This window comes from Amycolatopsis sp. cmx-11-12, assembly GCF_046269425.1.
In the GTDB taxonomy this organism is placed as follows: Bacteria; Actinomycetota; Actinomycetes; order Mycobacteriales; family Pseudonocardiaceae; genus Amycolatopsis.
In genome coordinates, this window is sequence record NZ_JADNQM010000053.1 from 23,396 (window position 1) to 43,437 (window position 20,042).

The 20,042-nt window shown below is 66.3% G+C and carries 23 protein-coding genes; 14 read left to right on the plus strand and 9 right to left on the minus strand.

The window, feature by feature from the left end; genetic code table 11:
• Positions 1–13 precede the first annotated feature (13 nt).
• From ACLARN_RS40750 to ACLARN_RS40765, 4 genes are all read left to right on the plus strand, one after another.
• A complete protein-coding gene (locus tag ACLARN_RS40750) occupies positions 14–235 on the plus strand; it encodes a DUF5993 family protein (protein ID WP_409496824.1) in 222 nt (73 codons plus the stop codon).
• 13 nt (positions 236–248) lie between these two features.
• Positions 249–866 carry a disulfide bond formation protein B gene (locus tag ACLARN_RS40755; protein ID WP_409496825.1) on the plus strand — a complete coding sequence of 206 codons (618 nt, stop codon included), beginning with the start codon at positions 249–251 and terminating at the stop codon, positions 864–866.
• 888 nt (positions 867–1,754) lie between these two features.
• The gene (locus tag ACLARN_RS40760) at positions 1,755–1,988 is read left to right on the plus strand and encodes a hypothetical protein (protein ID WP_409496826.1); all 234 of its coding nucleotides are present in this window, start codon (positions 1,755–1,757) and stop codon (positions 1,986–1,988) included.
• 32 nt (positions 1,989–2,020) lie between these two features.
• The gene (locus tag ACLARN_RS40765) at positions 2,021–2,458 is read left to right on the plus strand and encodes a hypothetical protein (RefSeq protein WP_409496827.1); all 438 of its coding nucleotides are present in this window, start codon (positions 2,021–2,023) and stop codon (positions 2,456–2,458) included.
• 502 nt (positions 2,459–2,960) lie between these two features.
• On the opposite strand, the gene ACLARN_RS40770 is transcribed toward ACLARN_RS40765, so the two are convergent.
• Positions 2,961–3,167, minus strand: a complete 207-nt coding sequence (locus ACLARN_RS40770) for a hypothetical protein (RefSeq protein WP_409496828.1) — start codon at positions 3,165–3,167, stop codon at positions 2,961–2,963.
• A gap of 244 nt (positions 3,168–3,411) precedes the next feature.
• On the opposite strand from ACLARN_RS40770, the gene ACLARN_RS40775 reads away from it, so the two are divergent.
• The 7 genes from ACLARN_RS40775 to ACLARN_RS40805 all read left to right on the plus strand — a co-directional run bounded on the left by ACLARN_RS40775 (position 3,412) and on the right by ACLARN_RS40805 (position 10,403).
• A complete protein-coding gene (locus ACLARN_RS40775) occupies positions 3,412–3,861 on the plus strand; it encodes a hypothetical protein (protein ID WP_409496829.1) in 450 nt (149 codons plus the stop codon).
• Between the two features lie 806 nt (positions 3,862–4,667).
• Positions 4,668–4,832 (plus strand): hypothetical protein, encoded by a 165-nt coding sequence (locus ACLARN_RS40780; RefSeq protein WP_409496830.1) that lies wholly within the window; start codon positions 4,668–4,670, stop codon positions 4,830–4,832.
• A gap of 711 nt (positions 4,833–5,543) precedes the next feature.
• Positions 5,544–5,915 (plus strand): hypothetical protein, encoded by a 372-nt coding sequence (locus ACLARN_RS40785; protein WP_409496831.1) that lies wholly within the window; start codon positions 5,544–5,546, stop codon positions 5,913–5,915.
• A 61-nt stretch (positions 5,916–5,976) separates the two neighbouring features.
• Positions 5,977–7,404, plus strand: a complete 1,428-nt coding sequence (locus ACLARN_RS40790; protein WP_409496832.1) for a GuaB1 family IMP dehydrogenase-related protein — start codon at positions 5,977–5,979, stop codon at positions 7,402–7,404.
• Positions 7,405–8,371: 967 nt separating this feature from the next.
• Positions 8,372–9,058: a hypothetical protein gene (locus ACLARN_RS40795; RefSeq protein WP_409496833.1), complete on the plus strand. Its 687-nt coding sequence runs from the start codon at positions 8,372–8,374 to the stop codon at positions 9,056–9,058.
• 358 nt (positions 9,059–9,416) lie between these two features.
• A complete protein-coding gene (locus tag ACLARN_RS40800) occupies positions 9,417–9,713 on the plus strand; it encodes a hypothetical protein (protein ID WP_409496834.1) in 297 nt (98 codons plus the stop codon).
• Positions 9,714–9,794: 81 nt separating this feature from the next.
• On the plus strand, positions 9,795–10,403 hold the full coding sequence (locus tag ACLARN_RS40805) for an SMI1/KNR4 family protein (protein ID WP_409496835.1): 609 nt from the start codon (positions 9,795–9,797) through the stop codon (positions 10,401–10,403).
• Between the two features lie 712 nt (positions 10,404–11,115).
• Here the strand turns inward: ACLARN_RS40805 and ACLARN_RS40810 are convergent.
• Complete coding sequence (locus tag ACLARN_RS40810) at positions 11,116–11,916, minus strand: hypothetical protein (protein WP_409496836.1); 801 nt, start codon at positions 11,914–11,916, stop codon at positions 11,116–11,118.
• On the minus strand, positions 11,913–12,788 hold the full coding sequence (locus ACLARN_RS40815; protein ID WP_409496837.1) for a hypothetical protein: 876 nt from the start codon (positions 12,786–12,788) through the stop codon (positions 11,913–11,915). The genes ACLARN_RS40810 and ACLARN_RS40815 overlap by 4 nt, the downstream gene beginning before the upstream one ends.
• Positions 12,789–13,127: 339 nt before the next feature.
• On the opposite strand from ACLARN_RS40815, the gene ACLARN_RS40820 reads away from it, so the two are divergent.
• The 3 genes from ACLARN_RS40820 (at position 13,128) to ACLARN_RS40830 (ending at position 14,435) form a co-directional block, all read left to right on the plus strand.
• Positions 13,128–13,583: a hypothetical protein gene (locus ACLARN_RS40820; RefSeq protein ID WP_409496838.1), complete on the plus strand. Its 456-nt coding sequence runs from the start codon at positions 13,128–13,130 to the stop codon at positions 13,581–13,583.
• Entirely contained in the window at positions 13,580–14,035 is a 456-nt protein-coding gene (locus ACLARN_RS40825; RefSeq protein ID WP_409496839.1) for a hypothetical protein, read from the plus strand. The genes ACLARN_RS40820 and ACLARN_RS40825 overlap by 4 nt, the downstream gene beginning before the upstream one ends.
• A gap of 73 nt (positions 14,036–14,108) precedes the next feature.
• Entirely contained in the window at positions 14,109–14,435 is a 327-nt protein-coding gene (locus ACLARN_RS40830; RefSeq protein WP_409496840.1) for a hypothetical protein, read from the plus strand.
• Positions 14,436–14,792: 357 nt separating this feature from the next.
• Here ACLARN_RS40830 and ACLARN_RS40835 read toward each other — a convergent pair whose 3' ends face one another.
• From ACLARN_RS40835 to ACLARN_RS40860, 6 genes are read right to left on the minus strand one after another with little or no spacing between them, the layout of a single operon-like run.
• On the minus strand, positions 14,793–15,524 hold the full coding sequence (locus ACLARN_RS40835) for a Scr1 family TA system antitoxin-like transcriptional regulator (protein ID WP_409496841.1): 732 nt from the start codon (positions 15,522–15,524) through the stop codon (positions 14,793–14,795).
• Positions 15,488–16,405, minus strand: coding sequence for a hypothetical protein (locus ACLARN_RS40840; protein WP_409496842.1), 918 nt, complete (start codon positions 16,403–16,405; stop codon positions 15,488–15,490). Before ACLARN_RS40840 ends, ACLARN_RS40835 begins: the two co-directional genes overlap by 37 nt.
• The gene (locus ACLARN_RS40845; protein WP_409496843.1) at positions 16,402–17,028 is read right to left on the minus strand and encodes a DUF3558 domain-containing protein; all 627 of its coding nucleotides are present in this window, start codon (positions 17,026–17,028) and stop codon (positions 16,402–16,404) included. Before ACLARN_RS40845 ends, ACLARN_RS40840 begins: the two co-directional genes overlap by 4 nt.
• On the minus strand, positions 17,025–17,939 hold the full coding sequence (locus ACLARN_RS40850; RefSeq protein ID WP_409496844.1) for a hypothetical protein: 915 nt from the start codon (positions 17,937–17,939) through the stop codon (positions 17,025–17,027). Before ACLARN_RS40850 ends, ACLARN_RS40845 begins: the two co-directional genes overlap by 4 nt.
• Positions 17,936–18,406, minus strand: a complete 471-nt coding sequence (locus ACLARN_RS40855; protein WP_409496845.1) for a hypothetical protein — start codon at positions 18,404–18,406, stop codon at positions 17,936–17,938. Before ACLARN_RS40855 ends, ACLARN_RS40850 begins: the two co-directional genes overlap by 4 nt.
• Positions 18,399–19,475 carry a hypothetical protein gene (locus ACLARN_RS40860; protein WP_409496846.1) on the minus strand — a complete coding sequence of 359 codons (1,077 nt, stop codon included), beginning with the start codon at positions 19,473–19,475 and terminating at the stop codon, positions 18,399–18,401. The genes ACLARN_RS40855 and ACLARN_RS40860 overlap by 8 nt, the downstream gene beginning before the upstream one ends.
• Between the last annotated feature and the right edge of the window lie 567 nt (positions 19,476–20,042).

Sequence of the window (20,042 nt, forward strand, 5' to 3'; positions counted from 1 at the left end):
ACTGGCATGTTCGATGATATCGAGTAAGCTTACTCCCCGGTCAGCATGGCGAGCCGGGCACGAATGGAGACATGCGTTGGAGACAATCGTTTTCGCGCTCATCACCGTCACGGTATTCGCCACTATCAAGCAACAACCCAGGCTGCGGATAATTGCCCTGTGGGGGATCACCACGGGAATAGCGCTCTCGGTCTTCGGGCACCACGTCACCTCCGCTCTCACACTGAACTTCTGATCCGGAGACCACTATGACCTCGACCGCCACCGGCGTCGCCTCCCCCACCGTGGCGCAGAAAATCGGCCTGTGGTTCGCGCATGTCTACGTACTCGGCATGTGCGGCGTCCTACTCGGGGGATTCATCGTCCAGTTCGGCGAATCCGAATACCCGTGTCCGCTTTGCCTGATCCAGCGCATGTTCATGATGCTCACCGCGCTCGGCCCCGCGTACTTCATCGCCCGCTCACGCAGCGGACCGGTCAGCACCCGCGACTTCGCCACCGGCTACGGCATGAGCATCATCGCCGCGCTCGCGGGTGCCGCGGTCTCCGCCCGTCAGATCCTCCTGCACATTCTCCCCGGCGACCCCGGCTACGGCGGGAAGGTACTCGGGCTCAGCCTCTACACCTGGGCCCTGATCACCTTCCTCCTCGCCGCACTCACCTCCGCCGCCAACCTGCTGCTGATCACCGAGTTCGAGCCCGGTGCGAGCCGGAGCAGGCTCTTGTCCACCATCACACTGAGCGTGCTCGCCGTCGTCGTACTGGCGAACCTGCTGGCTTCCTGCGCACTCCAGGGATTTCATTGGTTCCTGCCCGACGACCCCACCCGATACCAGTTATTCCACGACCTCGGCCTGACACCCTGACAGGGCCTGTCAAACAACCGAATAGTGAATAGCCCCTGGTTTGATGAAGGCTCCTCGCGTGAGTGAGGATGTGGATCATGACCCGGAGGCCCCCGCGCGGGGCCCAGACGTCATACCGTCCGAGCCCCGTACGAAACACTTCATCACAGCGGTGCTCAAGCCGGCAGACACCCGCTCCCTCCTTGCAGGCTCTGACCTCCTTCCGGACCTGGGAGCCCGTTGCTGCGGAGCTCGGGGTATGGCCGTCAGGCTGCCTCCCCACCCGCACCTTGCCGCCGCCAACTGTGTTGCTCCCCCGCTTCGGGCCCAGTGCGAGTACGGGCACCGCCGCCACCGCCGGGTCGGCGAGATCGAGGTGAGAGCTCATATCGAGCTCGAAACCCGCACACCGTGCTGCCCTGTCGCCGCGCCACCACCGAGAACGCGGCCCGCTCGATTTGGCCAGCGGTCGACGACGTCGGGTGCGGATCGGCCTGCGGCATCGGCAGGGACCCGCCGTTTCCGATCGGTCAGCCCTCAGCTTGACAAGTTCAGTGATACCACCCATCGAATTTGGCCTGATAGAGCCACTCTCGGCCGGGCCAGGAGAAAGGGACGTCCCACATCGTTTGGGCCAGCGGCACCTGCACCGGCGGCTGGAGCACGGCCATCACGATGCCGTCCCTCGAGGACACATGCCGACCTCCCAGCGAGCCCCGACACCCACGTGCGTTCGGGCACCCTTTTCGCTCGTCTGGCCACGTTAACCCGGACGGCCTAAACACACCTGATTTCGTAACCGGTCCGGGTGAGGCCACCGGTTTTCGTTCAGGGACTCGGGCGAAGCCTGTTACATGCGCATACCGGGATGCGACATAACTGGAACGGCGAACCACGGAGGTGTGGCCTGTGCCTGATCGAGTTGTCCAGTTGCGCTGGACGAGCAGGACGGTGACGGTCGATGACGTCGACGGCCGCTCGGAACCGCTCTCCTACCCCGGCATCGCCCTGCTCCATCACTACGGCGATCGCCTCGTCGGCGAGGTCTGGCTGCCCGGCGGCGAGGCACTCACCTTCGCTGACGACGGGGCCCTGATCACCGCGCTCCACACCGCGTGGTCCTGGAGCCGGACAGCGGCCTGAACGAGGGGTTCTCACCCGGACCGGTTTCCCTGATGGACAGCGATGTCCGGCCGGCGGACGCTGCCACCGTGGACCATGCGCGGCAGTCCGCGGCACCGGCCGAACACGGAATCGACCTCGGCCACGACGTCTGGCTCGCACCCGCGAGCCGCCACAACGATGCCCGCGTTTCCTATTGCACCCATCGGATCTACCGCAACGGCGTCGAGATCGGCCGCGTCGACTACCAGATCTGCCACACCTGCAAGGTGGTCCTGCTCGGCGAGATCCGCCTCGACCGCGACCGGCGGCGCGGGATCGGCACCCGCGTCGTCGGCCGGCTCTGCCGCCACCTGGCTGGCCACCGCTGGGCCATCACCCCGGGAAAGCCGGGAGCCCGGCCGTTCTGGGACCGGATCCGTGCCGCCTATCCCGCCGAGTACCTCCCCTGCGCCCACGACCAGGTGGGATGCTCCCACCTGCTGTTCTGAGAACCCCCTTAACCGGCGAAGCCACGGCATTGCGTCGGCCGAAGCGCCGTGGCCGGTGCCCAGCCGTCTCCGGTGATTTCGCGTCGGTCCGACGCGGAAGGGACGCTGCCGCGGCGAACCGAGAGCCCGACCTGGGCCCAGAACCGCGCGGACTCAGGCGTCTGATCCCCCGGCCTCGGTGATCGCCGCGAAACCTGCGCACCAAGCACGCGACACCTCGACGAGGCCTGGCATTCCCTCGCCGACTACCGCAACTTGTCGGTGTCGAATGCCATGATCGACGCACCCCGAGACTTCCTCGGGGCTGGGTGGGTAACCCAGCTGGGCGACGTCGACACCAATGACGTCGCCCAGCCATCCATCCACCCAGTACCACGGCCAGTGACGCCCCCGAGACGCCCGCAACGCCACCGCACCCGGCCCGCGACATGCACGCCTCCGGACTCCCGGTCAGCCTCGTCGTGCACGACCACGAGCAAGAACGCCAGCTCGATAATGGACCTCACGCGGTTATAAGCTCGCGCGCGAGATGCGCCTTCACCTTCACCGTGTTTGTCCCTAACGCTGCAGTCAGTTCGGGTCGGCCGCGGCCGGGCATCACGGTCGGGCGTCCTTTGCCGTAGTCGGTCGGGATTTGGTGTATCACGGTGCCGCCGGTCGATGGCTGTGTCCATGTCGGTGCCGATCCGCTCAGCGTGGTCACGTTCATCGGCCGGGACCCACCACCAGGGGCGTCCGCCGTATCGGTTCTGCGGGTACGGCACGAGCTGGCCGCTCAGGATCGCGCGCGCGTCGCATCGAGAGCGAGCGGCCAATCGAGATCGTTCCAGCTTCCCCCGTTCGTCGCTGTTCTTACCGCGTGACACACACGCGTGTCTGACTAGCCTCGGCCACGATGATGAGCCTGATCGGGTGTCTTCCGGTGCCGGTGCGCAACCGCGATCGTCTGAGCTATGGCGTTCGAGCGACGTTTACATGACGTGGTGCGGCTGTCCGCGCGGTTCACCGAGGCCGAGAGCGTGGACGGCCGGGAGCGGGCTGTGGTCGGCCTGATCAGCTGGCTGTGCCGGCGGGATCGGCTCACGCTCGTTGAGCTCGTGGCTGTCGCACTGTCCGCTGTCGATGAGGATCGTTTGAAGGAGTTGCTCGTGGAGGACCAGGATCTGGCCGTAGCGTTCGTCCGAGCCCGGCTCAGCGAACTGGAAGCAGCGGCTGATGTTGCTCTGCCTCGGCGACTTCAGTCCGACCGCCGGCATCACATCAACAGTCCAGCTGCAGATGGCGTGGAGACCGTCGACGAGACCGGCGTCGACCGTCGGCTTGCGCGGTTCCGCGCCTGGTTCGATCGTGAGTACCGGCTCAGCTGGCCGAAGAACCACGGCACACACGACGACGCGGCCTGATGCCACCTGGCAGCACTTCAGCGAAGCCACGTGGAGATGCCGAGCTCTGCCTCTGCCGTCGGCTTCGGCCGGCGTAACCCATTCCCACCCGGCGCGGGCGTGACACGGGTCGGAATATCGGTAAACCGCTGACGACCGTGCCACCCGCTCGTGAGCCGATCGATCCGAGTGCCGCAACCGCGTCGGCGAGTGCGTCAACACTGGCCGCGGCGAGGGCCTCTCGGACTTCACTCGCCGCGATCCGGAACAGGCGCTCAGCAGGAGCCGAGGTCAGCGCCGCCGCCAGCTCCACAGCGGCAACCGGTCGCGCCACGGCCAAGGAGGGCACTGGACCCGGCAGCATCGGGCGAATCGTCGTGTTCGGCCGCGCCGGCTTCGACCTCCTCCGACGCCACGTCCTCCTCGGAAACTGAAGCCACATCACGGACTTTGAGCCAGAGCCAGTATTCACTGGCCGCTGACACCGGCCACGAACAACAGGGCGGTTCACCTGTGCTCGATGCCCGCGCGAGGCGGGCAAGCACCGAGCGAACTGGCCTGAGGGGCGGATCTGTGGTCCTTGCTTCTACGAAGCCATGCGCACCTTCGGAACCTGTCCCGGTTGCGGAGTTGACCGACTGCTACCCGGCCGAGTTGACAATGACGATCAACCTGTTTGTGTTGCCTGTGCTGGCATCTCAGAGGACTTCCATTGCCGCGTCTGCGAAAGTGAAGGCGAGTTCTACCGTCTGGGGATCTGCGCTCGATGCGCGCTACGCGACGACCTGACAACCCTTCTGCTGAAAGACGCTGCAGACCGCCCGGCTATGGAGAAGCTCGTCGACGCGCTCTGCAGTGTCGATCGGCCGGAAAGCATCTTCGTCTGGAAACGGCCCGCGCAGGTCCAGGACCTGTTGCGTCGACTGGCGACCGGAGCCCTGCCTCTCAATCACGAGGCCTTCGACACGGAAGACGGGCGGGTCGCGTGTTAACTAACCCCGCGCGGTAACTGGTTCATTGGGGCAGGTACACCCAGTCCCAGAAAGGCACCTTACCGTGGGAAGATCACCGAGAGCAATCTGGCTGCCGCCGTGTGGGCGAACATCGGTCAAGGCTGCTAACAACGCCTAGTTTGTATGAACACCATGAGTGTGCTCCCGACGATGACTGGCATTCTCGAACGCGCCATGGTCGCTATCTGATCGCACGGTCCTGCTCGCCGCCTCTGGCTAGTGAGACGGGCATGGGACTCAGAGCTGGCACAATAGCTGGCAGCAAGTGTCCGCATGCAGAGCTCCTGGAGCACCGGGTCTCACAACGCCGAGTGACAACGGGCGGGAGCGTGTGGGTGATTGTCACTGTCGCGGGCGGGGTGTCCATCTTCTGAGTTTCATCTCGCTGCATCGTTCGGGAAACGGATCTTGAAGCAACACCGAAAGGGTGAATTAATAGTCTTGCGCAGTGTGGTACTGCGGCTGGCCGCTATACTAAGGAGCACGGCATCTTCAGCGAAACTGAATCGGGAGTGGGCAATGCCCCGGTCAAACCGTGTTTTGATCAAATTGGTCGCATCTACCGCAGTTTGCCTATTGGGTACCGGCGTGCTCCCTGCGACGGCTGCGCCAGTGCACGAAGGCATGACTATTTGCACCAGTAGCCATCATCAGTCGTACGATCCTGGCATACAGCTGACTCCTCGTCGGGTGGACGTGACGATCGACAACACTTACGCCTGTGAATCAACCGCCGGCGTGTCCAGTGGTTCGACGCACATGAGGCTCCAAGACGTGTCCGCCAGCTGCCTGCTTGGTGATCTGACGACTAGCGGTTCCTTCCAGATCACCTGGGATGGTGGACAGCGAAGCACTCTGCGGACCAGCGGCATAGTCACCAGGCCTGGCTCGCAGACGATCGTTGCTTTCACCGGCTCGATTACTGCTGGCCTGTTCGCTGGGGCCACCGTCGTCGGCGAGACGACGATGGCCAACCCCGGCCTCGCCGACTGCCTTTCCGACAAGGGTGCCACTTCGGTCACAGGCCTCGGTACGCTCACCATTATCGACGTATTGCGATAATCTGTTCCGGGTTGTTATATCGGACTCTGATCGACTCATCGTCCAGAGGGAGCACTGGGTAATGCGGTTCATCGATCGGCGTCCACCGTACGAACTGACATTCGCTGACGTGTTCCTGTTGCCGCAAGATTATCTGGGTGGCTCCAGGAAGCAGGTGGATCTCACCGCTCCGGACCCAGTAGGCCTGCCGTTGCCGATAATCGCTGCAGACATGCCCGCTGTCTGTACACCCCAGCTTGCCACCGCACTGGCCCGTCGTGGCGGTCTCGGGCTGTTCCCCAGCGACTTGCCAGCGAATGATGTTGCCGAGGGGGTGCGGCAAGTCAAAGAGGCAAGTCCGTACCACGATACCCCTGCGGCTTTGACGGCTGATGCCACGGTTGGTCAGGCGCGCAGCGCGTTAGCGCATCTGCCCGATGGGCTCGTCGTCATCGACAACGGTAGGGACTATGGACTCCTTTCCAAGAGAGAACTCGCCACTGTCGAGGACTTCGTTCGACTCGGCGAAGTCGCCGCCGCTACTCCAGTGAAGGTTGCGGCCGATGCGGCGCCGGAAGATGTGTTCGCTCGGCTGGTTACTGAGGGTGTGGACGCAGCAGTGGTATTTGACGGTGACCAGTTGGTTGGTGTGACAAGCCGGTCCAGTGCTGTCCGCGCCGAGCTATATCGGCCGGCGCTCGACGCAGACGGTCGCTTGATGATTGGTGCAGCGGTTGGCATCGGTGAGGGAGCCGGGAAGCGCGCCGAGGCTCTGGTCGACTGTGGCGTGGATGTAATCGTCGTTCACACCCCGCATGCCGCCCAAGAGCAGGCGAGAGCCACTGTCCGTGGCATTCGTGCCGCAATCGGTGATACGCCTCTGGTCGCCGGAGTCGTGGTCACCGCGGCGTCGACCCGTGCGATAGTGGACGCTGGCGCGGACGTGGTCAGGATCGGTCACGGCGCGGGGGCGATGTGTACTACTCGGATGGCCACTGGAGTTGGCCGTCCGCAGTTCTCCGCGGTGCTCGAATGCGCCAGCGCGGCCCGCGAACGCGGAGCAGCGGTGTGGTCCGACGGCGGCATCCGATACCCGCGAGATGTGGCACTCGCATTGACCGCCGGTGCCAGCGCGGTGATCATCGGGTCGTGGTTCGTTCGCACAGTGGAGAGTGCTCCTGAGCTTCAGCACGATGAACAGGGGCGGCCGTACAAGGACGGCTACGGTCTCGCCTCTCAACGCGCGGTGCACACTCGTTTCCGGCATCTCACAGAATTTCGTCAAGCCCTCAACGCGGTCTTCGACGAGGGACTCAGTCACAGCAGGCTCTACCTCGACCCTCAGCGCCCCGGTGTTGAAGATTTGCTGGATCAGATCACCGCCGGAGTCCGCAGCGCATGCGCCTACAGCGGCGTCACGTCAATTACTCAATTGCATGAGCATGCGATCGTCGGCGTGCAAAGCCCAGCGGGCTTCACCGAAGGGATGCCAATGCCTACTGGTTGGTGAAGCACAGGTAGATGGTAACTCGGTTGGTGCGGCAGTTGCCGCTGCTCTTACCAGAGTTCGTCCCCGAGTTCTGGGCGTGGAAGCGCACCGTGCCAGCTCGGCGCCGAAGGACTCGAGCCCGCGGTCGACTGGCCCGCGCAAGGCAACACTCGATAGGAGCTATCCCGCCCGTCAGCGGGAGGCCCAGCGTGGTCCGGGAGTGTGCCTGTCGCCACGAGGTCAAGTTGTCCGGCGTCGCTGGAACCTCGGTGTCTGCAGGCCGCGCGTTGCCCTACTGGCGGGGCGCCCTCACTGCCAACGCTGTACGTGGTCGAAGGGCCAGGACCGAACGGCCGCTTCCTGTCTCTACGGGTACAGAGCTTGAACATCCGCGGACGATCGCGATGCCCACAGACGGGTCGGACCATCGAACTCGCTGACGGATCGATAGCGTGAGCGGAAGCGGCCTGGGCCACGAATATCTGGGCAATCGCTCGCAGGGTGCGCAACAAATCCGCGTCGCACATCGACGTTCCTCAGTCTGTCAAATCCAGCGGAATTCGTCTCCTGCACGACGTCAGAATGAGAAGTTCACTACAATCTCGGGGTGTTGCACAGTAAATCGCGAGACCTGAACACGCCGCTCATTCTGTCGCTTCCGACGCCAAACGCGTTATGTCACCGAATTTCGTACCGGCGACCATTCGCCTTGTTCCGCAGCACGGTTCACAGTGTGCCGAATCCGAACACTGCAGTCTAAGAAATTCTTGAAACCGTTGTCACTCGATTGGTGATCGTCGAACACATGGACGGTTCGACAGTCTTTAGACCGGCAGCTCCTACATGACTGCCGAACGGTGATTCCAGGGGAGGATCAACGATTGTGATACGTCTCAAACATGCCTTTTTACTGTTAGCATCCGTCGTTGCACTGGTGTTGGATTCGGTTCCCGCCCAGGCGGACGAGGCGGTGACATACCGATCGGAAATGTACGTCATCCGCGATCCGGCGCTGGTGCGGAATCCGGGCATCGTACGGAAGACGCTGGAGCGTGACGGAAATCTGGACGCGCTCGGCATCGAGCCGAGTGCCGCGGCGGGTCAGGCGCCACCGGAGCGGAAGCCTCGGGTCACGGCGGCCGATCCGCCGTACGTGGTGGACAGCTCCCGGTTTCCTGGCGGCCGTAAACCGGAGGATCCGTATCAGTACATGGCCCACGCGGACTGCTTGGACCAGGCCGATACCGCGGGCCAGGACGCGGGGTGGATCAAGAACCGGTTCTCCTACTGTCAGATCGACCTGGTCTGGGCGGTGGACCTCAAGTGCGGAATCCGGGGTTGCCAGGTCATCGGCGCGACGAGCGTCGTGGTCGGCTACGGCAAGATCGGGCCGCACCCGGACAACGCCACGCAGCGTTTCGCCGACTTCCGGCTGGTCACCACCATTCTCTACACCCAGGGTGCGTTCGCCCAGCCCAACGCCACGATGCAGGCGACCATCAAATGCGCGGGCGAGTACCGGGTCGACTTCGGGATCCCCAACGATCGCGCGTGCTACCAGGGAAGTTCTCTACCCGCAAGGCGACCATCCCGGAATGGCGCGTCGACCCGAACTCCTACTTCGACCTGCTCTCCGATGGGTTCCAGCCGGGCGCGGAGTTCGGTGAGCAGCTAACTCAGGGTGTGTTCAAGTTCGAGTACGAGTTCACCCCGAAACGCGACATCGACCTGAAATCGGTCAGCCCCGAGGGCGGGCTACGGTTCGACAGCGCGTTCTACCTGCGCGACAAGCAGGGCAGCATCTTCGACCGCGCCGTGCCGGGCATGTCCTACTCCAAGACCGACCCGGCCGTGGCCGGGCACGCCGTGCACGTCGAGGAGGCCCGCGCCAATCCCGATGCGACCGTACCGCCGAAACAGGGCAAACGGCTGCTCGTCGGGTCCGCGGCTCCGCGGCTCCCGGGGACACGCTGCACCGGCTGGCCAGCGGCCGTAGCGAGGCATCGAGAACGCGCGCTGCGCGCAACCGCACCGTGTCGACGAACTTCTGCGCCACCGTGCAGATGCCACCGCGGCCACCGACCGGCGGACCGTTCGACTGTGACGAGTACGCCTACGCCTCCAGCTATGAGGGCTCCGCACGCCACGAGTTCGAAGGCCCCCAGTACGCGCTGGACTACACGGTACGGTGGGTCAACCGGGAGCAGAACCAAGAGGCCGGCCGGCGGCTGCTCGGCTGGCACGAGAACGACCGCATCCTGGATCTGCGCAAAGACCCAGAACTTGACCCGCACGATCAGGAACGGTTCTTCATCCCGATCAACCCCTAACAGCAACCGGCAGCGATGAGCTGGGCCCTCCGGGACGGACGGCCCACTCCTGGTCGAACGGATGGGAAGGAACCTGTGGCGGTGAACGGCAGCGTCGACTCGGCGTGGGAGCGGATCACGACCTGGCTGCGCATCCATACGCCGGCCACCACGGCCACGCTTCGGCCCCCGGCACCCGCCGACGACGTCCGCGCCGTGCAGAACGCGGTGGGGCGGCCGTTCCCGGTGGATCTGCTGGCGTGGTGGCGGCTGATGGACGGCGTCGACGACGACGCCGACTACCGCACCGCCTTCACCGTCCCCGGCGTGTACATGCCCCTGCCGGTGACACGCGTACGGGAGGAATGGGCCAGCCTCAGCGCCTACCCCGACCACGACTGCTGCCACCCCGACGGACACCACCAGCGCGCCGCCGGCGATCCTGTCCTCGGGTTCTGCACCGCCCTGCTCCCCGTCTGCCGCGCCGTCGACGGCGCCGTCCTCTCCATCGACCTGCGCCCCGGCACCGACCACGACTGCGTGATGGACTGGATGGCCCAAACCGGCGCTCACCGCACCACCCGGACCGGCATCAGCGCGATGCTTACCGACACCGCCGACCGTCTCGAGCAATACACCACCGCACCACACACCCGACCGCAGCCAGGACAGGCGACGATCCGTGACGACGGAGTACTGACCTGGGCATAGCCGCCAACTGCGACACGAGCCAGTTCGGCTGCACTACACGACAATCGCGCACGCCACGTCTGCGCGCTCGTGCAGCGGGCTGCCGTGGTTGCACAAGCTGGGTAGGGCAAGATTGGCTTGTGCATGATTGGCTCATGGCCAAAGGCTACTTGTGCTTTTCGCAGGCCGGATATCCCGTGTGCACCTCCTATCGCGGCGCTCAGGCTAGCGGCGACGCCTGATGTACTGGCGGTTTCGGTGGTGTCATTCTTCGCGTACTTCGCCGCAAGCTCCTGTCGGGTCTGACGACGGCGCCAACAATCAGAGTCACGCCTGACCGGATTGCCCCCGCGGGAACGACGCACCCCGGCCTGATATCAGGGTTCCAGGCGCCCCCATCGAGCCGCGATGGCCTCTCTCGAAGACGCTGCTGATTCTCGGAGTGGTCATGATTGCGTTCATCATCGTGATCATCACGGTGTTGTGACCATGGAACTATCGACCGGGAAGTTCAGCGCCGTCCTGCATGGCACTGGAGAGCCCGCTCAGGAGCCGAAGCCAACCGCCGCAGTGCCACCCGTCGGATGGACACCCAAACTGTGCGAGCCAGCCCTGCACAGGAACCATCATCCCAGGGCGGTGCACTCGTATGACGTCGAGTTCTGCGTGCAGGTCTTCGTGTTTGTCGACGCGCTCGGGCGTTGCCGGAGATGATGCCCGGCCGCCTCGGCAGCTACGCGAAGCGGGCGACGGCCAGGGCTTTGTCGTCGTGACGTTTGGCGCGTGGGAGGTGCCGGGCGTCGGGGTCGTGCTCGCTTTCCCATGTGTGGCAGTGGTTCAGTATCGCGTCCAGTTCGGCGGCGGTGACGGCGCTGATGGCGGCCCAGTCGATGATTCCGAGGTGCCGCATGGGGTTGTAGGCTCCGTCGGTGGCCAGGACTGCCCAGGGAACGTCGTCGGTACGGAACCGGTGGACGATGGCGTGTTGCGCGGCGGCGGGGTCCGCTTCGGCGATCCAGTAGCCGCCGGGGCGGTTGCGCCGGGCGGCTTGCTGTGTCTGGAGCTTGCGCAGAAGGGTGCGGTGCGTGTCGTCGAACCCGGTTCCCTGTGCGAGGCGGCGGCGGTAGCAGCGGCTGGGTTGGAGGTCGAGTCTGCTCAGTCTCGGGTCAGTGATGGCCAGGCCAGGCAGGACGGCGAGGTTGTCGCCGAGCATGAGGATCTCGGTCCAGCCGTCGTGGGCCCGCAGGATCGTGACCGTGCTAGAGGGCGAGTGGCCGGGCCGGAGGTCGAGGTGGGCGGCGGCATCGTGGATCGTGTCGGCGAGAACCGCGGTCAGGTCCGCCGCGGGGTCGGCGTCCAGATGGCGGCGGAGGCCTGCGCCGAGCGCGTCGGCGTAGACGCTGGGCGGAACGGGCACGGGCACGAACGCCGAGGCCCCGTCCAGCATGATCACGCCATTGCCGATGGTGATGATCTTGTCGTCGCTGGCGTGTATCGGGGGCAGCTGACTGGTGGTGATGTCCACACGGGTCACCAGAGGAAGGGGCCGGCGACGAGTTCGCTGGTGAGGATGTTCGTGCCGTCGTGGGTGCAGCCGATGATCGCGGAGAACGGTGCGGTGCCGGTCGTGGAGAACAGCGTGGTCAGGTTGGCTGCGAGGTAGTGGGCGGCGCCGAGGGAGCCGATGCTGTGGATCCCGGCGATGTGGACGACGACGTGATCGTTGACGGTCTGCCTGGCGAGGTAGGCGATGTCGGCCTTGCGTGGCTCTGGTTGGTCTGCGGGTGAGCCACGGCGGGTACTGCTGGTGGTCTCCTCGATCCACCATCGGCCGCTGTCTTCGACCATGGCCAGCGCGGGGTCGCGTTCGAGCAGGCGTGCGGCGATGGGAGCGGATTTCGGCCCGCACACCACGATCGTGTCGGCGTCGGGCAGGGCGCTGTGGCCGGGTTGGATCGTGATCCGGTCGACCTCGAGATCCAGTCCCTCGAGCAGCGTCGCGAGGGTGTTGGTGGTGGCGGCGTCCTCGGCGGCGATCATGGGGCGTTCCCGGTCGGTGCTTAACTGCCGGAGCGGATACCCCACTCGGACGGTGTCGGATCCGAAGAACACCCGGTGTTTGGCGGGATCGTTGGCCAGTTGCGACACCCGGCCAGGGGTAAGGCGAAGCGCTTTGGCGACCGCGTCGTTGCCGTGCGCGTCGACCGCTTCGGCCATGCTTCGTCGACGCAGGCGGGTGGACTTCGTACCGACTGCTTGGCACACGCCGAAGAGTTCCTGGGTCAGGCGTGTCCTCCAGAGCGGATCGTCCAGGTCCTTGGCCGCGGCCATCGCGTCGGCGCCGGCCGCCTGGAAGCGGCCGACGATCTCCGCGACCCGGGCCTCGTAGTCGAAGTCTTCGCTCACCCGAGAGAGTTTAGCCCCTCTTGACGCCAGCGTACATGCACGCCTAATCTCAGTTTATGCCCCCATAAACTCGCAGCTAGAGCGCTTTCACTTGGAGTCTTTAGGGGAGGGTAAACCAAGCAGCCGTGCGGAGAGGGTGAACCGGGTGTCAACGGGAGACTCGTCGGAACCACTCCGTATCAGCCAGGTGCTCCGCGCCGGATCGACGCGACGTGACGCTGTGCCGCGCGGGCGGCGCCCCGACGCCCCGGCCAGCGCAGGCGGCCGCCTCCGATCGCGTCTTCCCCATCCGGCGCGGAGCACCGCCCCACCCGCACATCCGTTAAGGAGCTGTCTCCCATGACTCAGGCCCTGACACCCGACCTCGCCCGCGACACCGACACACCAAGCCCGGACCACGACACCGCAGGACATCCCGCCGGGAACGCAGAGATCGCCGCTCGCGTGCGGCGCGCCAAAGTGCTGTTGATCTGCTGTGTCCTGGCGGAGAGTTTCCGTCCGCTGCCGCTGAGGGACCTGGATATCCCCGCCGTCCAGGTGCACCACGCCGTCGACGACGCGCTGCGCCGCCTTCCGTTCGAGTACCTGCTCGGCTGGCGAGGCCGTGTCGCGGCGTGGTCGGTCCGGTGGGACGCGGCACGGCATGCCGCGAGCGCCTACTTCCCGGATGCCGTGCGCGCCGACGACGAGGTCCCCGGATCGGACGCCCTGGACGAGTGGCATCTCACCGCGGATGAGCGGACCATGCTCACCCGCCTGTGCCGCGAAGACGCGGCACGGGAGAGCCAGTCATGACCGCCGTGACGACGGGGCCCCACACAATGACCGGGCGTCGTCCTGTCCCCGCGGGCCGCGCGATCCTGCTCGCCTTCGAGTTCGTGCCTGAGGACTCGGAGCCGGTGCTGGACACGGCGCACATGCTCGCCGTGCTTCACCTCGCCCGAGCCGACGCCGTGCGTTCCATCGGCGGCGCGGACGACACGATCACCGCGGCGGCGGCGCGGGCGCAGGAACAGCGGGACCAGGCCATCGCGGGTCAGGTAGCCCTCATCGACGAGCATGTTGCCATCTGCTTCCCCAGTCCCCGCAGAGGGTCCCTGCACACCGAGACTGTCGGCGCTCTGCTCGCCCGGCTGGCACAGAGATGGCAGCACTGGCACGAGCTGGCCGCGCTGCCTGCGGCTGCCCCGCGTGCCCGCGACGCGTTTCGGCGGTCGCCGAGCTCGCCCGCGCCTACGACGACCTGATCGACGACGTGCTGCTCGGCCGCCGGTGCCTGCCCCGCTACCAGCATCCCGGCCCGCACGGGAAGGCCTGACCATGAACGACAACGCCGACACACCCGTCACGCAGGGACCATCGGCTGAGGTCGCGGTGTGGGTGTCCCGATCGTGCCGCGTCGGCCAGTCCGACGACCCGATCAACACCGTGACACGGCATCTGCCGACCAAGGACGACCCTTTTCACTGCGCAATCTGCTGGCAGTACCGCGACTGGCCCTGCCAGCCGACCGACACCGCGCTGCACCAGATCGACAACGCCGGGCTCCGCCGCGCCGATTTCGTCCCGGCCTACCTGCACAGTCGCCTCCCGCGACCGTCGCCTCGGCCACCCGCGCCGTCCAGTTGGCCAGGTGAGAACCCGTGAATCACGTGCTCGCAGCCGCCTTCGCCGATGATCTTCGGGCCCGTCTCGGCGACTACGACACCCTCGCACGGCGACAAGGCCCCGCGTTTTCAGAACAAGAAGCCAGGGACGCCATCCAGACCCTGACCGATGTCGTACGTGTTGTGCTCGACGGGCACACGGTCGACCCGCACGGCCACTGCACAGGCTGCCCCCGCCGAAGCTGGCGCCGACAGCACGGCTGCCGACTCCTGCGTGACCTGGCCCACCGCGCGACCGGACGTCCCGCCCCTACCAGCAGTTCATCCGGCCGGCACGCCTATCGCGCCTAGCGTCCCGCAACCGCAATGGGTCCAGGTGGGCGCGGAGGCGATCGCATCACGGTCGGGCGATGGTCGTCGGCGCATCTGACCCATCTCCGGGTGCGGCGGCCGCCTGGTGGTGCGGCGGGAGCGTGTCGGCGATCCGAACGAGACTGGCGTCCTCGCTCAAACTGTCGCCACGCAGCGCGGCGAATATCGCCAGGTAGACCTCGACGTGCTCCGGATCCCGGACGATCAGAAGCCCGCTCGGTCCCGGCGTCTCGACAAAGGCCGTATGCCGCCCGTCCGCTCCGGTGGTGACCGTGAACCGGCAAGCCGCCCACGGCAGCGCGGGCGCGGCCAACGGATGCACCAGGACGCTGACATGTCGCTCACCCGCGTCATCACGAAGACTTCTCAACTGCTCCGCCGCGGTGTCCGGATCAGGGTTGCCCGCCTCGAACCTCGTCAGCGTCTCCTCGCCCACCACGAACACCACGCGTGGCGGCGCAGCCGGGCTCAGGACAGCGCGACGACGGGGTGACAATTCCGCGCCCACGGCGGCGAGTGCCGGTTGATAGACGGCACGCCATTCCCACATCAGGCGGGCGACTGTCGGCGTCATGAGCATTTCCGGCAGGTTCGGGCCGCTGTAGCAGCGGATCGTCACCGCCGCCTCCTCTGCGACGCAACGATCCAACGCCGGGATACGGCCCCCGTGGTGACTGTCCACAGTGGTATGTCGTCTTCCTTCACGTCCCAAATCCGGTATCAGCATGGAGCTGTCCAACCCCCTGTGCGTCCGCATGGACACGTGTCAGGACACGAGATCACCGTGGCGGTCTCCTTGGCGAGAACGAGTACGTTCCAGGCCGAGCGTTGGACGCCGGTCATCTCCTGCCACCTGACGCCGAAGTCCGCGGCGTCGTCCGGCCACGACGTCGCAGGATCCAGGGCATGGACGCACCGCCTGACCAGGAAATCGCTGGGCGCGAGAAAACGGAAATCTCCGGACAGGTCGGCGACCGCCGCGTCGGCGATCAGTGACCCGATCCGCGGCACCGGCGCCAGGACGGTGCGCAGCCCGTCCCACGGCGCAGTCCGCCACTCGGGCTCCAGAGCACGCGTGATCCACGCCGCGGTCCGCAGCCGATCGCGGACCGCGCCCAGACCATGCACGTCGAACACGTCCGCCGAGAGCTCGAGAACCGTGGTAGGTCCGGGAAACAGCCACTCCCGACCCATCGGGCTGTCGTGGCCCTGCCCGAGCGCCGTGGAGGCGTCCCGGTAGACGGTGCGCGCGTGCTCGAGCGGCATGGTGCATCGGAAGAGCGCGCCGAGGAGTGCCTCCCACAGGTCACCGGCGCGGATCCGCGCCACCGGACCGGCTGCGAGGAGCTCCTGACTCAGCGCGGATTCCTGGTTCGCGAGTGTGGCGGGGTCGATGACGTCGACTTCGACTTCGGGTTCGCTGTCAGGCTGTCCGTCAACGAGGTGAAGGCCGATGTCGTGGCCGCCGTCGGGGCGCGGCGTGGCGACGGCCAGCCACACCGCCCCCGATCCCCCACGCAGCAGTCGCCGCCAGCGCCCCTCACCGTCGAGCCGCCACCCGGGGTGGTCGGCCATCACCGACGGCCGCCGCCCCGTCCGGTCGCGCCCCAAGCTGCCTGGTGACATCGTCGCCGTCATCGGCCGGCTCCCTTTTTCAGCGTGGCGACGACCAGCTCGGCGGCCTGCCCGGTCGCCGTGCACACGTCGTGGGTGTCGCCGACACGGCCGACCAGCGAGACCCTCACCGCAGCGTCGTCGGCCAGACCGACCGTGACCGTGCAATACCACGGCGAATCCCCCGTCATAGCCACCGCCGGGAACCCACCCACCGTCAGCTCCCGCCACACCCAGCCCTCGTCCGGGCTATGGGAGGGATAGACCTCGCTCAGGCCCTGCCGGTGGCTCGTCGCGAAGACCACCATGACCGTCCGCGCCGTCGCCGGGATCTCCCACAGGCAGGCTGGCCCGGCCGATTCGTTCCGGTCAGGCTTGCCGACAGCCTTGCCCCCCAGGACCTGCTCGACCTGTGTCGGGGTGAGGGCGAGCGCGCACGGATGGCCGGCCAGCACCGTGCTTGGTAGCGGGTCACGCACGGCGGGTGCTCCCGCATACGGCGGCACCCGGGTCGTCAGCCCGAGCGTCCGGGGTGCCGTCGGCGACGGCAGCGGCGGGCTCACCGGGGCTGGGCCGCATCCGGCCACGACTGCCGCGATCAGCAGCACCACGCTCGACCGGGCCGCGGCGCGGGCGGGCCCGGTCATGCCGCCGCCTCGACGATGACGTCCGCGCTGACCATCAGGTGGTCATTCTTCGTCGCATCCTTACCTAAGAGCGGATGTTGGTGGACCGCGTACGTGTCGGGGTCGAACCGGGCCGGTGACCGCTGCGAGAGCACGATGCGATCGATCCGCAGCGCGGTATCCGGCTCGGTCGTGGTCGGTGTGAAGTCCCCGGCGACCTGGCCAGCGTCCCACCACCCATGCTCCAGGAACCCGTCCATCGCCCCGGTGAGCGTGGCCCAGGTGCCGTCCGGGCGGCGCGTGCCCTTCTGGCTGCGCATCCACGGACGGCCCACCCGGTCACAGCGCGCACCCCAGTCCTCATACACCGTCTCGCCCTTAGCCGAGCTGGTCGTGTTGAAGTCACCGGCGTAGAGCGCGTTCTCCGACGCGACCTGACCGTCCTGATTCGCCTGCTCAGTCAGGCCAGTCTCGCCTCGGGATCCGTTCCAGTGCACGCACTTCAGCCGGAACCGGTGTCCGTTGATGGTGGCGGTGAGGATGTTTGCCAGCTGGGTCCGCCTGCCGGCTAGCGGATACCAGGTGCGCGGCTGGACGGTACGGGGATCGACGAACAATCCGGGGACGTTCACCGATCCCGGCACCTCGGAAATCCAGCCGCGGTAGGGGACTTCGCCGAACTTCCGGCCATCTGGACCGGGGTTCGTCCACAGTGAGCCGAGCAGCCGCAGGACCTCCTCGAGCGGATCCGGATCGTAGGAAGTGCCGGTGTAGTGGGTGCATTCAGACAAGTACAGGGCATGCGGCGCCTGTTCGAGAGGCGCAAGCATCGCCGCGAGCTTGTCGTGTTCGTGAACCCGTGTGGTGCGGTTGTACCCCGCGCGCTTCAGATTCGCTGTCGCGGCCCGCAGCCGCAAAGCCGTGTCCGTCATACGGTCTCTCCACCCTCTGCTTGCAGCACCGCCGCGAGCCTGATCCGCTCATTCCTTGTCGCACGCGCCAAGCCACGCAGCCACGACCACACTTTTGCCTCCGGGACATCGACGAGAGTCGCGACATCGGCCACGGGAATCGCATGCGCCCGCCACTCCAGAACCGCCCACAGTCGATCCGGTGACCGCTCATAGCGGGGTATCCACGGCACGAAGGTCCCGCTTCCATGCCGCGGCCTGGACCACTCAGGGGCCGGTGGGTCATCGCCGTGCACCTGGAAGATCTGTTCGCCGATCGTCGACCACAGCGCGGACCGGGCACTCAGGCTGGTGCGCTGCCACGGCATCCGCACCTGTACACCGTCGCGTTCTGACCGCGAATCGCGCGATGAGGCCGTGCCGCCTTCTCGTGGCTGGACGGGAATGCGCAGCCCCAGACGACCTGCGTCGACGATGCCGCTATCCATCGGCCGCCCCACCAGACCCCGCGGCGATCGCCGCCGGCGCGTACTTCACGACGAACGGCAGGTGATCCGACGCCCGCCGCGTCAGGTCACTGTCGATGACCTCACACGACACCAGCGCGGGCACCACATCGGGGGTAGTCCGGACGATGTCCAGCCGGCGCGGCCCGCACACGTCGTCGCCGTCCCAATGTCCGACCGTCGCCGCCCACGGAGCTTTGAGGATCGCGGCCGCGTCGATCAGGCCGCCGTCGCGCAGTATCTGCCCTGCGGACCGGTCCGCTTCCCAGCCGCGGCTCCCGTCGCGGTTCGTCCAGGTCCTGCACTGGAAGGCGAACTCGCGATGCCAGTCCACCGACCGACCCGGTTCACCGTGCCGGAAGTGATACGGATCCCGGTCGTAGTCCGGGGCGATAATCCAGCCGTCCGGGACGCGCACGTTAGCCCCAGCCTGGTCCGCGGACACACCATTCCAATCACCACCGACCAGCGTCGGTCGCTGGTGCGGTGGCCGGAACACCCGCTTCAGGACGACCTCGGCCTCGTCAGCGCGCTGATTCAGCCCGTGCGGCCGCGCGTGATAGGACGCGTGCGCCACCGGTTCCGCCGCACCGACATCAAGGTCGAGCTGCACGTACGCGTGCCAGAGCGCCCGGCCGGACACCACAGCGAACCGGCCTGACGGGCTCAGTTCATCCGACCACAACAGACCCGGATGATAACGCTGACTACCGACCGCTACTGCCGGCCGGTTCCGCTCGTACTCACACCGCAAGCCAGTCGCCTCGGCCAACGTCTGCAGCCGCCACCCCGCACGTCCCGCCTTACTACGCGAACCAGACCGTGGCCACCAGCGACGAAACCACCGCGCCGACCGGACACCGGCCGCCGGATCTTCGGCGATCAGCTCCTGCACCGCGACCACCAGCGCATCGCCAGCCGCAGACGCCTCCGCCCGCGCCTGACCGATCACCTCATGGACCAGCTCAGCCCGCTCAGGATCCTCGCCATAGTTCATCGAGTTGTAGGTCATAATCCGGACATGACCAGACCCCACAACGGTTCCGCGCATGCTAAATCCCCTCCGCAAGCGCTGAAACGCCTGCCATGACACGGAGAACCCGCGCCGCGATTTCTTCTTTCTCGTCCCCGGGCTCGAAAAGGTCTCCGCTGTGCGACAACACATCGCCCTTAACGCTGACGGTTGTCGTGACCGTCGACGGCCGTGAGATCAACGCTCGCGCGTCGTCGGGCGCGGCCAGCTGGGCACATCGGGCTTTGAACGCAGCGGGACTGTGCTGGTAGTGCCACAGTGGCCGATCTCCAAGCCAGGACCACCAAATCCCGTAAGACACAGGCGAGGAGCTGTCAGCGGGAAGCGCCGGCAACCAGGTCGTGCTCACCTGAGCAACTTCTTTCAGGCAAGCGCGACAGTCCACAGCAGATGAGGTCGTGCGATACGCAGGCTCACCTCGTCGTCCCCGGTACACGTACTCCGCACGATCGGAAGCGCCTAGTACTCCAGCCGGACTTCGTGATGTCGCTGGTGGGCTGCCCGTAGACAGGTGCGGCCACCAGTTGATCATGGTCGGTTGTGTGGACTAACCCTGATCGGCTGGTGGCCGCGGGTCCCAGCGTA

Coding starts and splice junctions, on each gene's coding strand:
- ACLARN_RS40750 (WP_409496824.1), top strand. CDS start 14: ATGATATCGAGTAAGCTTACTCCCCGGTCAGCATGGCGAGCCGGGCAC.
- ACLARN_RS40755 (WP_409496825.1), top strand. CDS start 249: ATGACCTCGACCGCCACCGGCGTCGCCTCCCCCACCGTGGCGCAGAAA.
- ACLARN_RS40765 (WP_409496827.1), top strand. CDS start 2,021: ATGGACAGCGATGTCCGGCCGGCGGACGCTGCCACCGTGGACCATGCG.
- ACLARN_RS40770 (WP_409496828.1), bottom strand. CDS start 3,167: ATGAACGTGACCACGCTGAGCGGATCGGCACCGACATGGACACAGCCA.
- ACLARN_RS40775 (WP_409496829.1), top strand. CDS start 3,412: ATGGCGTTCGAGCGACGTTTACATGACGTGGTGCGGCTGTCCGCGCGG.
- ACLARN_RS40780 (WP_409496830.1), top strand. CDS start 4,668: ATGGAGAAGCTCGTCGACGCGCTCTGCAGTGTCGATCGGCCGGAAAGC.
- ACLARN_RS40790 (WP_409496832.1), top strand. CDS start 5,977: ATGCGGTTCATCGATCGGCGTCCACCGTACGAACTGACATTCGCTGAC.
- ACLARN_RS40795 (WP_409496833.1), top strand. CDS start 8,372: ATGTACGTCATCCGCGATCCGGCGCTGGTGCGGAATCCGGGCATCGTA.
- ACLARN_RS40820 (WP_409496838.1), top strand. CDS start 13,128: ATGACTCAGGCCCTGACACCCGACCTCGCCCGCGACACCGACACACCA.
- ACLARN_RS40825 (WP_409496839.1), top strand. CDS start 13,580: ATGACCGCCGTGACGACGGGGCCCCACACAATGACCGGGCGTCGTCCT.
- ACLARN_RS40830 (WP_409496840.1), top strand. CDS start 14,109: ATGAACGACAACGCCGACACACCCGTCACGCAGGGACCATCGGCTGAG.
- ACLARN_RS40835 (WP_409496841.1), bottom strand. CDS start 15,524: ATGCGGACGCACAGGGGGTTGGACAGCTCCATGCTGATACCGGATTTG.
- ACLARN_RS40840 (WP_409496842.1), bottom strand. CDS start 16,405: ATGACGGCGACGATGTCACCAGGCAGCTTGGGGCGCGACCGGACGGGG.
- ACLARN_RS40845 (WP_409496843.1), bottom strand. CDS start 17,028: ATGACCGGGCCCGCCCGCGCCGCGGCCCGGTCGAGCGTGGTGCTGCTG.
- ACLARN_RS40850 (WP_409496844.1), bottom strand. CDS start 17,939: ATGACGGACACGGCTTTGCGGCTGCGGGCCGCGACAGCGAATCTGAAG.
- ACLARN_RS40855 (WP_409496845.1), bottom strand. CDS start 18,406: ATGGATAGCGGCATCGTCGACGCAGGTCGTCTGGGGCTGCGCATTCCC.
- ACLARN_RS40860 (WP_409496846.1), bottom strand. CDS start 19,475: ATGCGCGGAACCGTTGTGGGGTCTGGTCATGTCCGGATTATGACCTAC.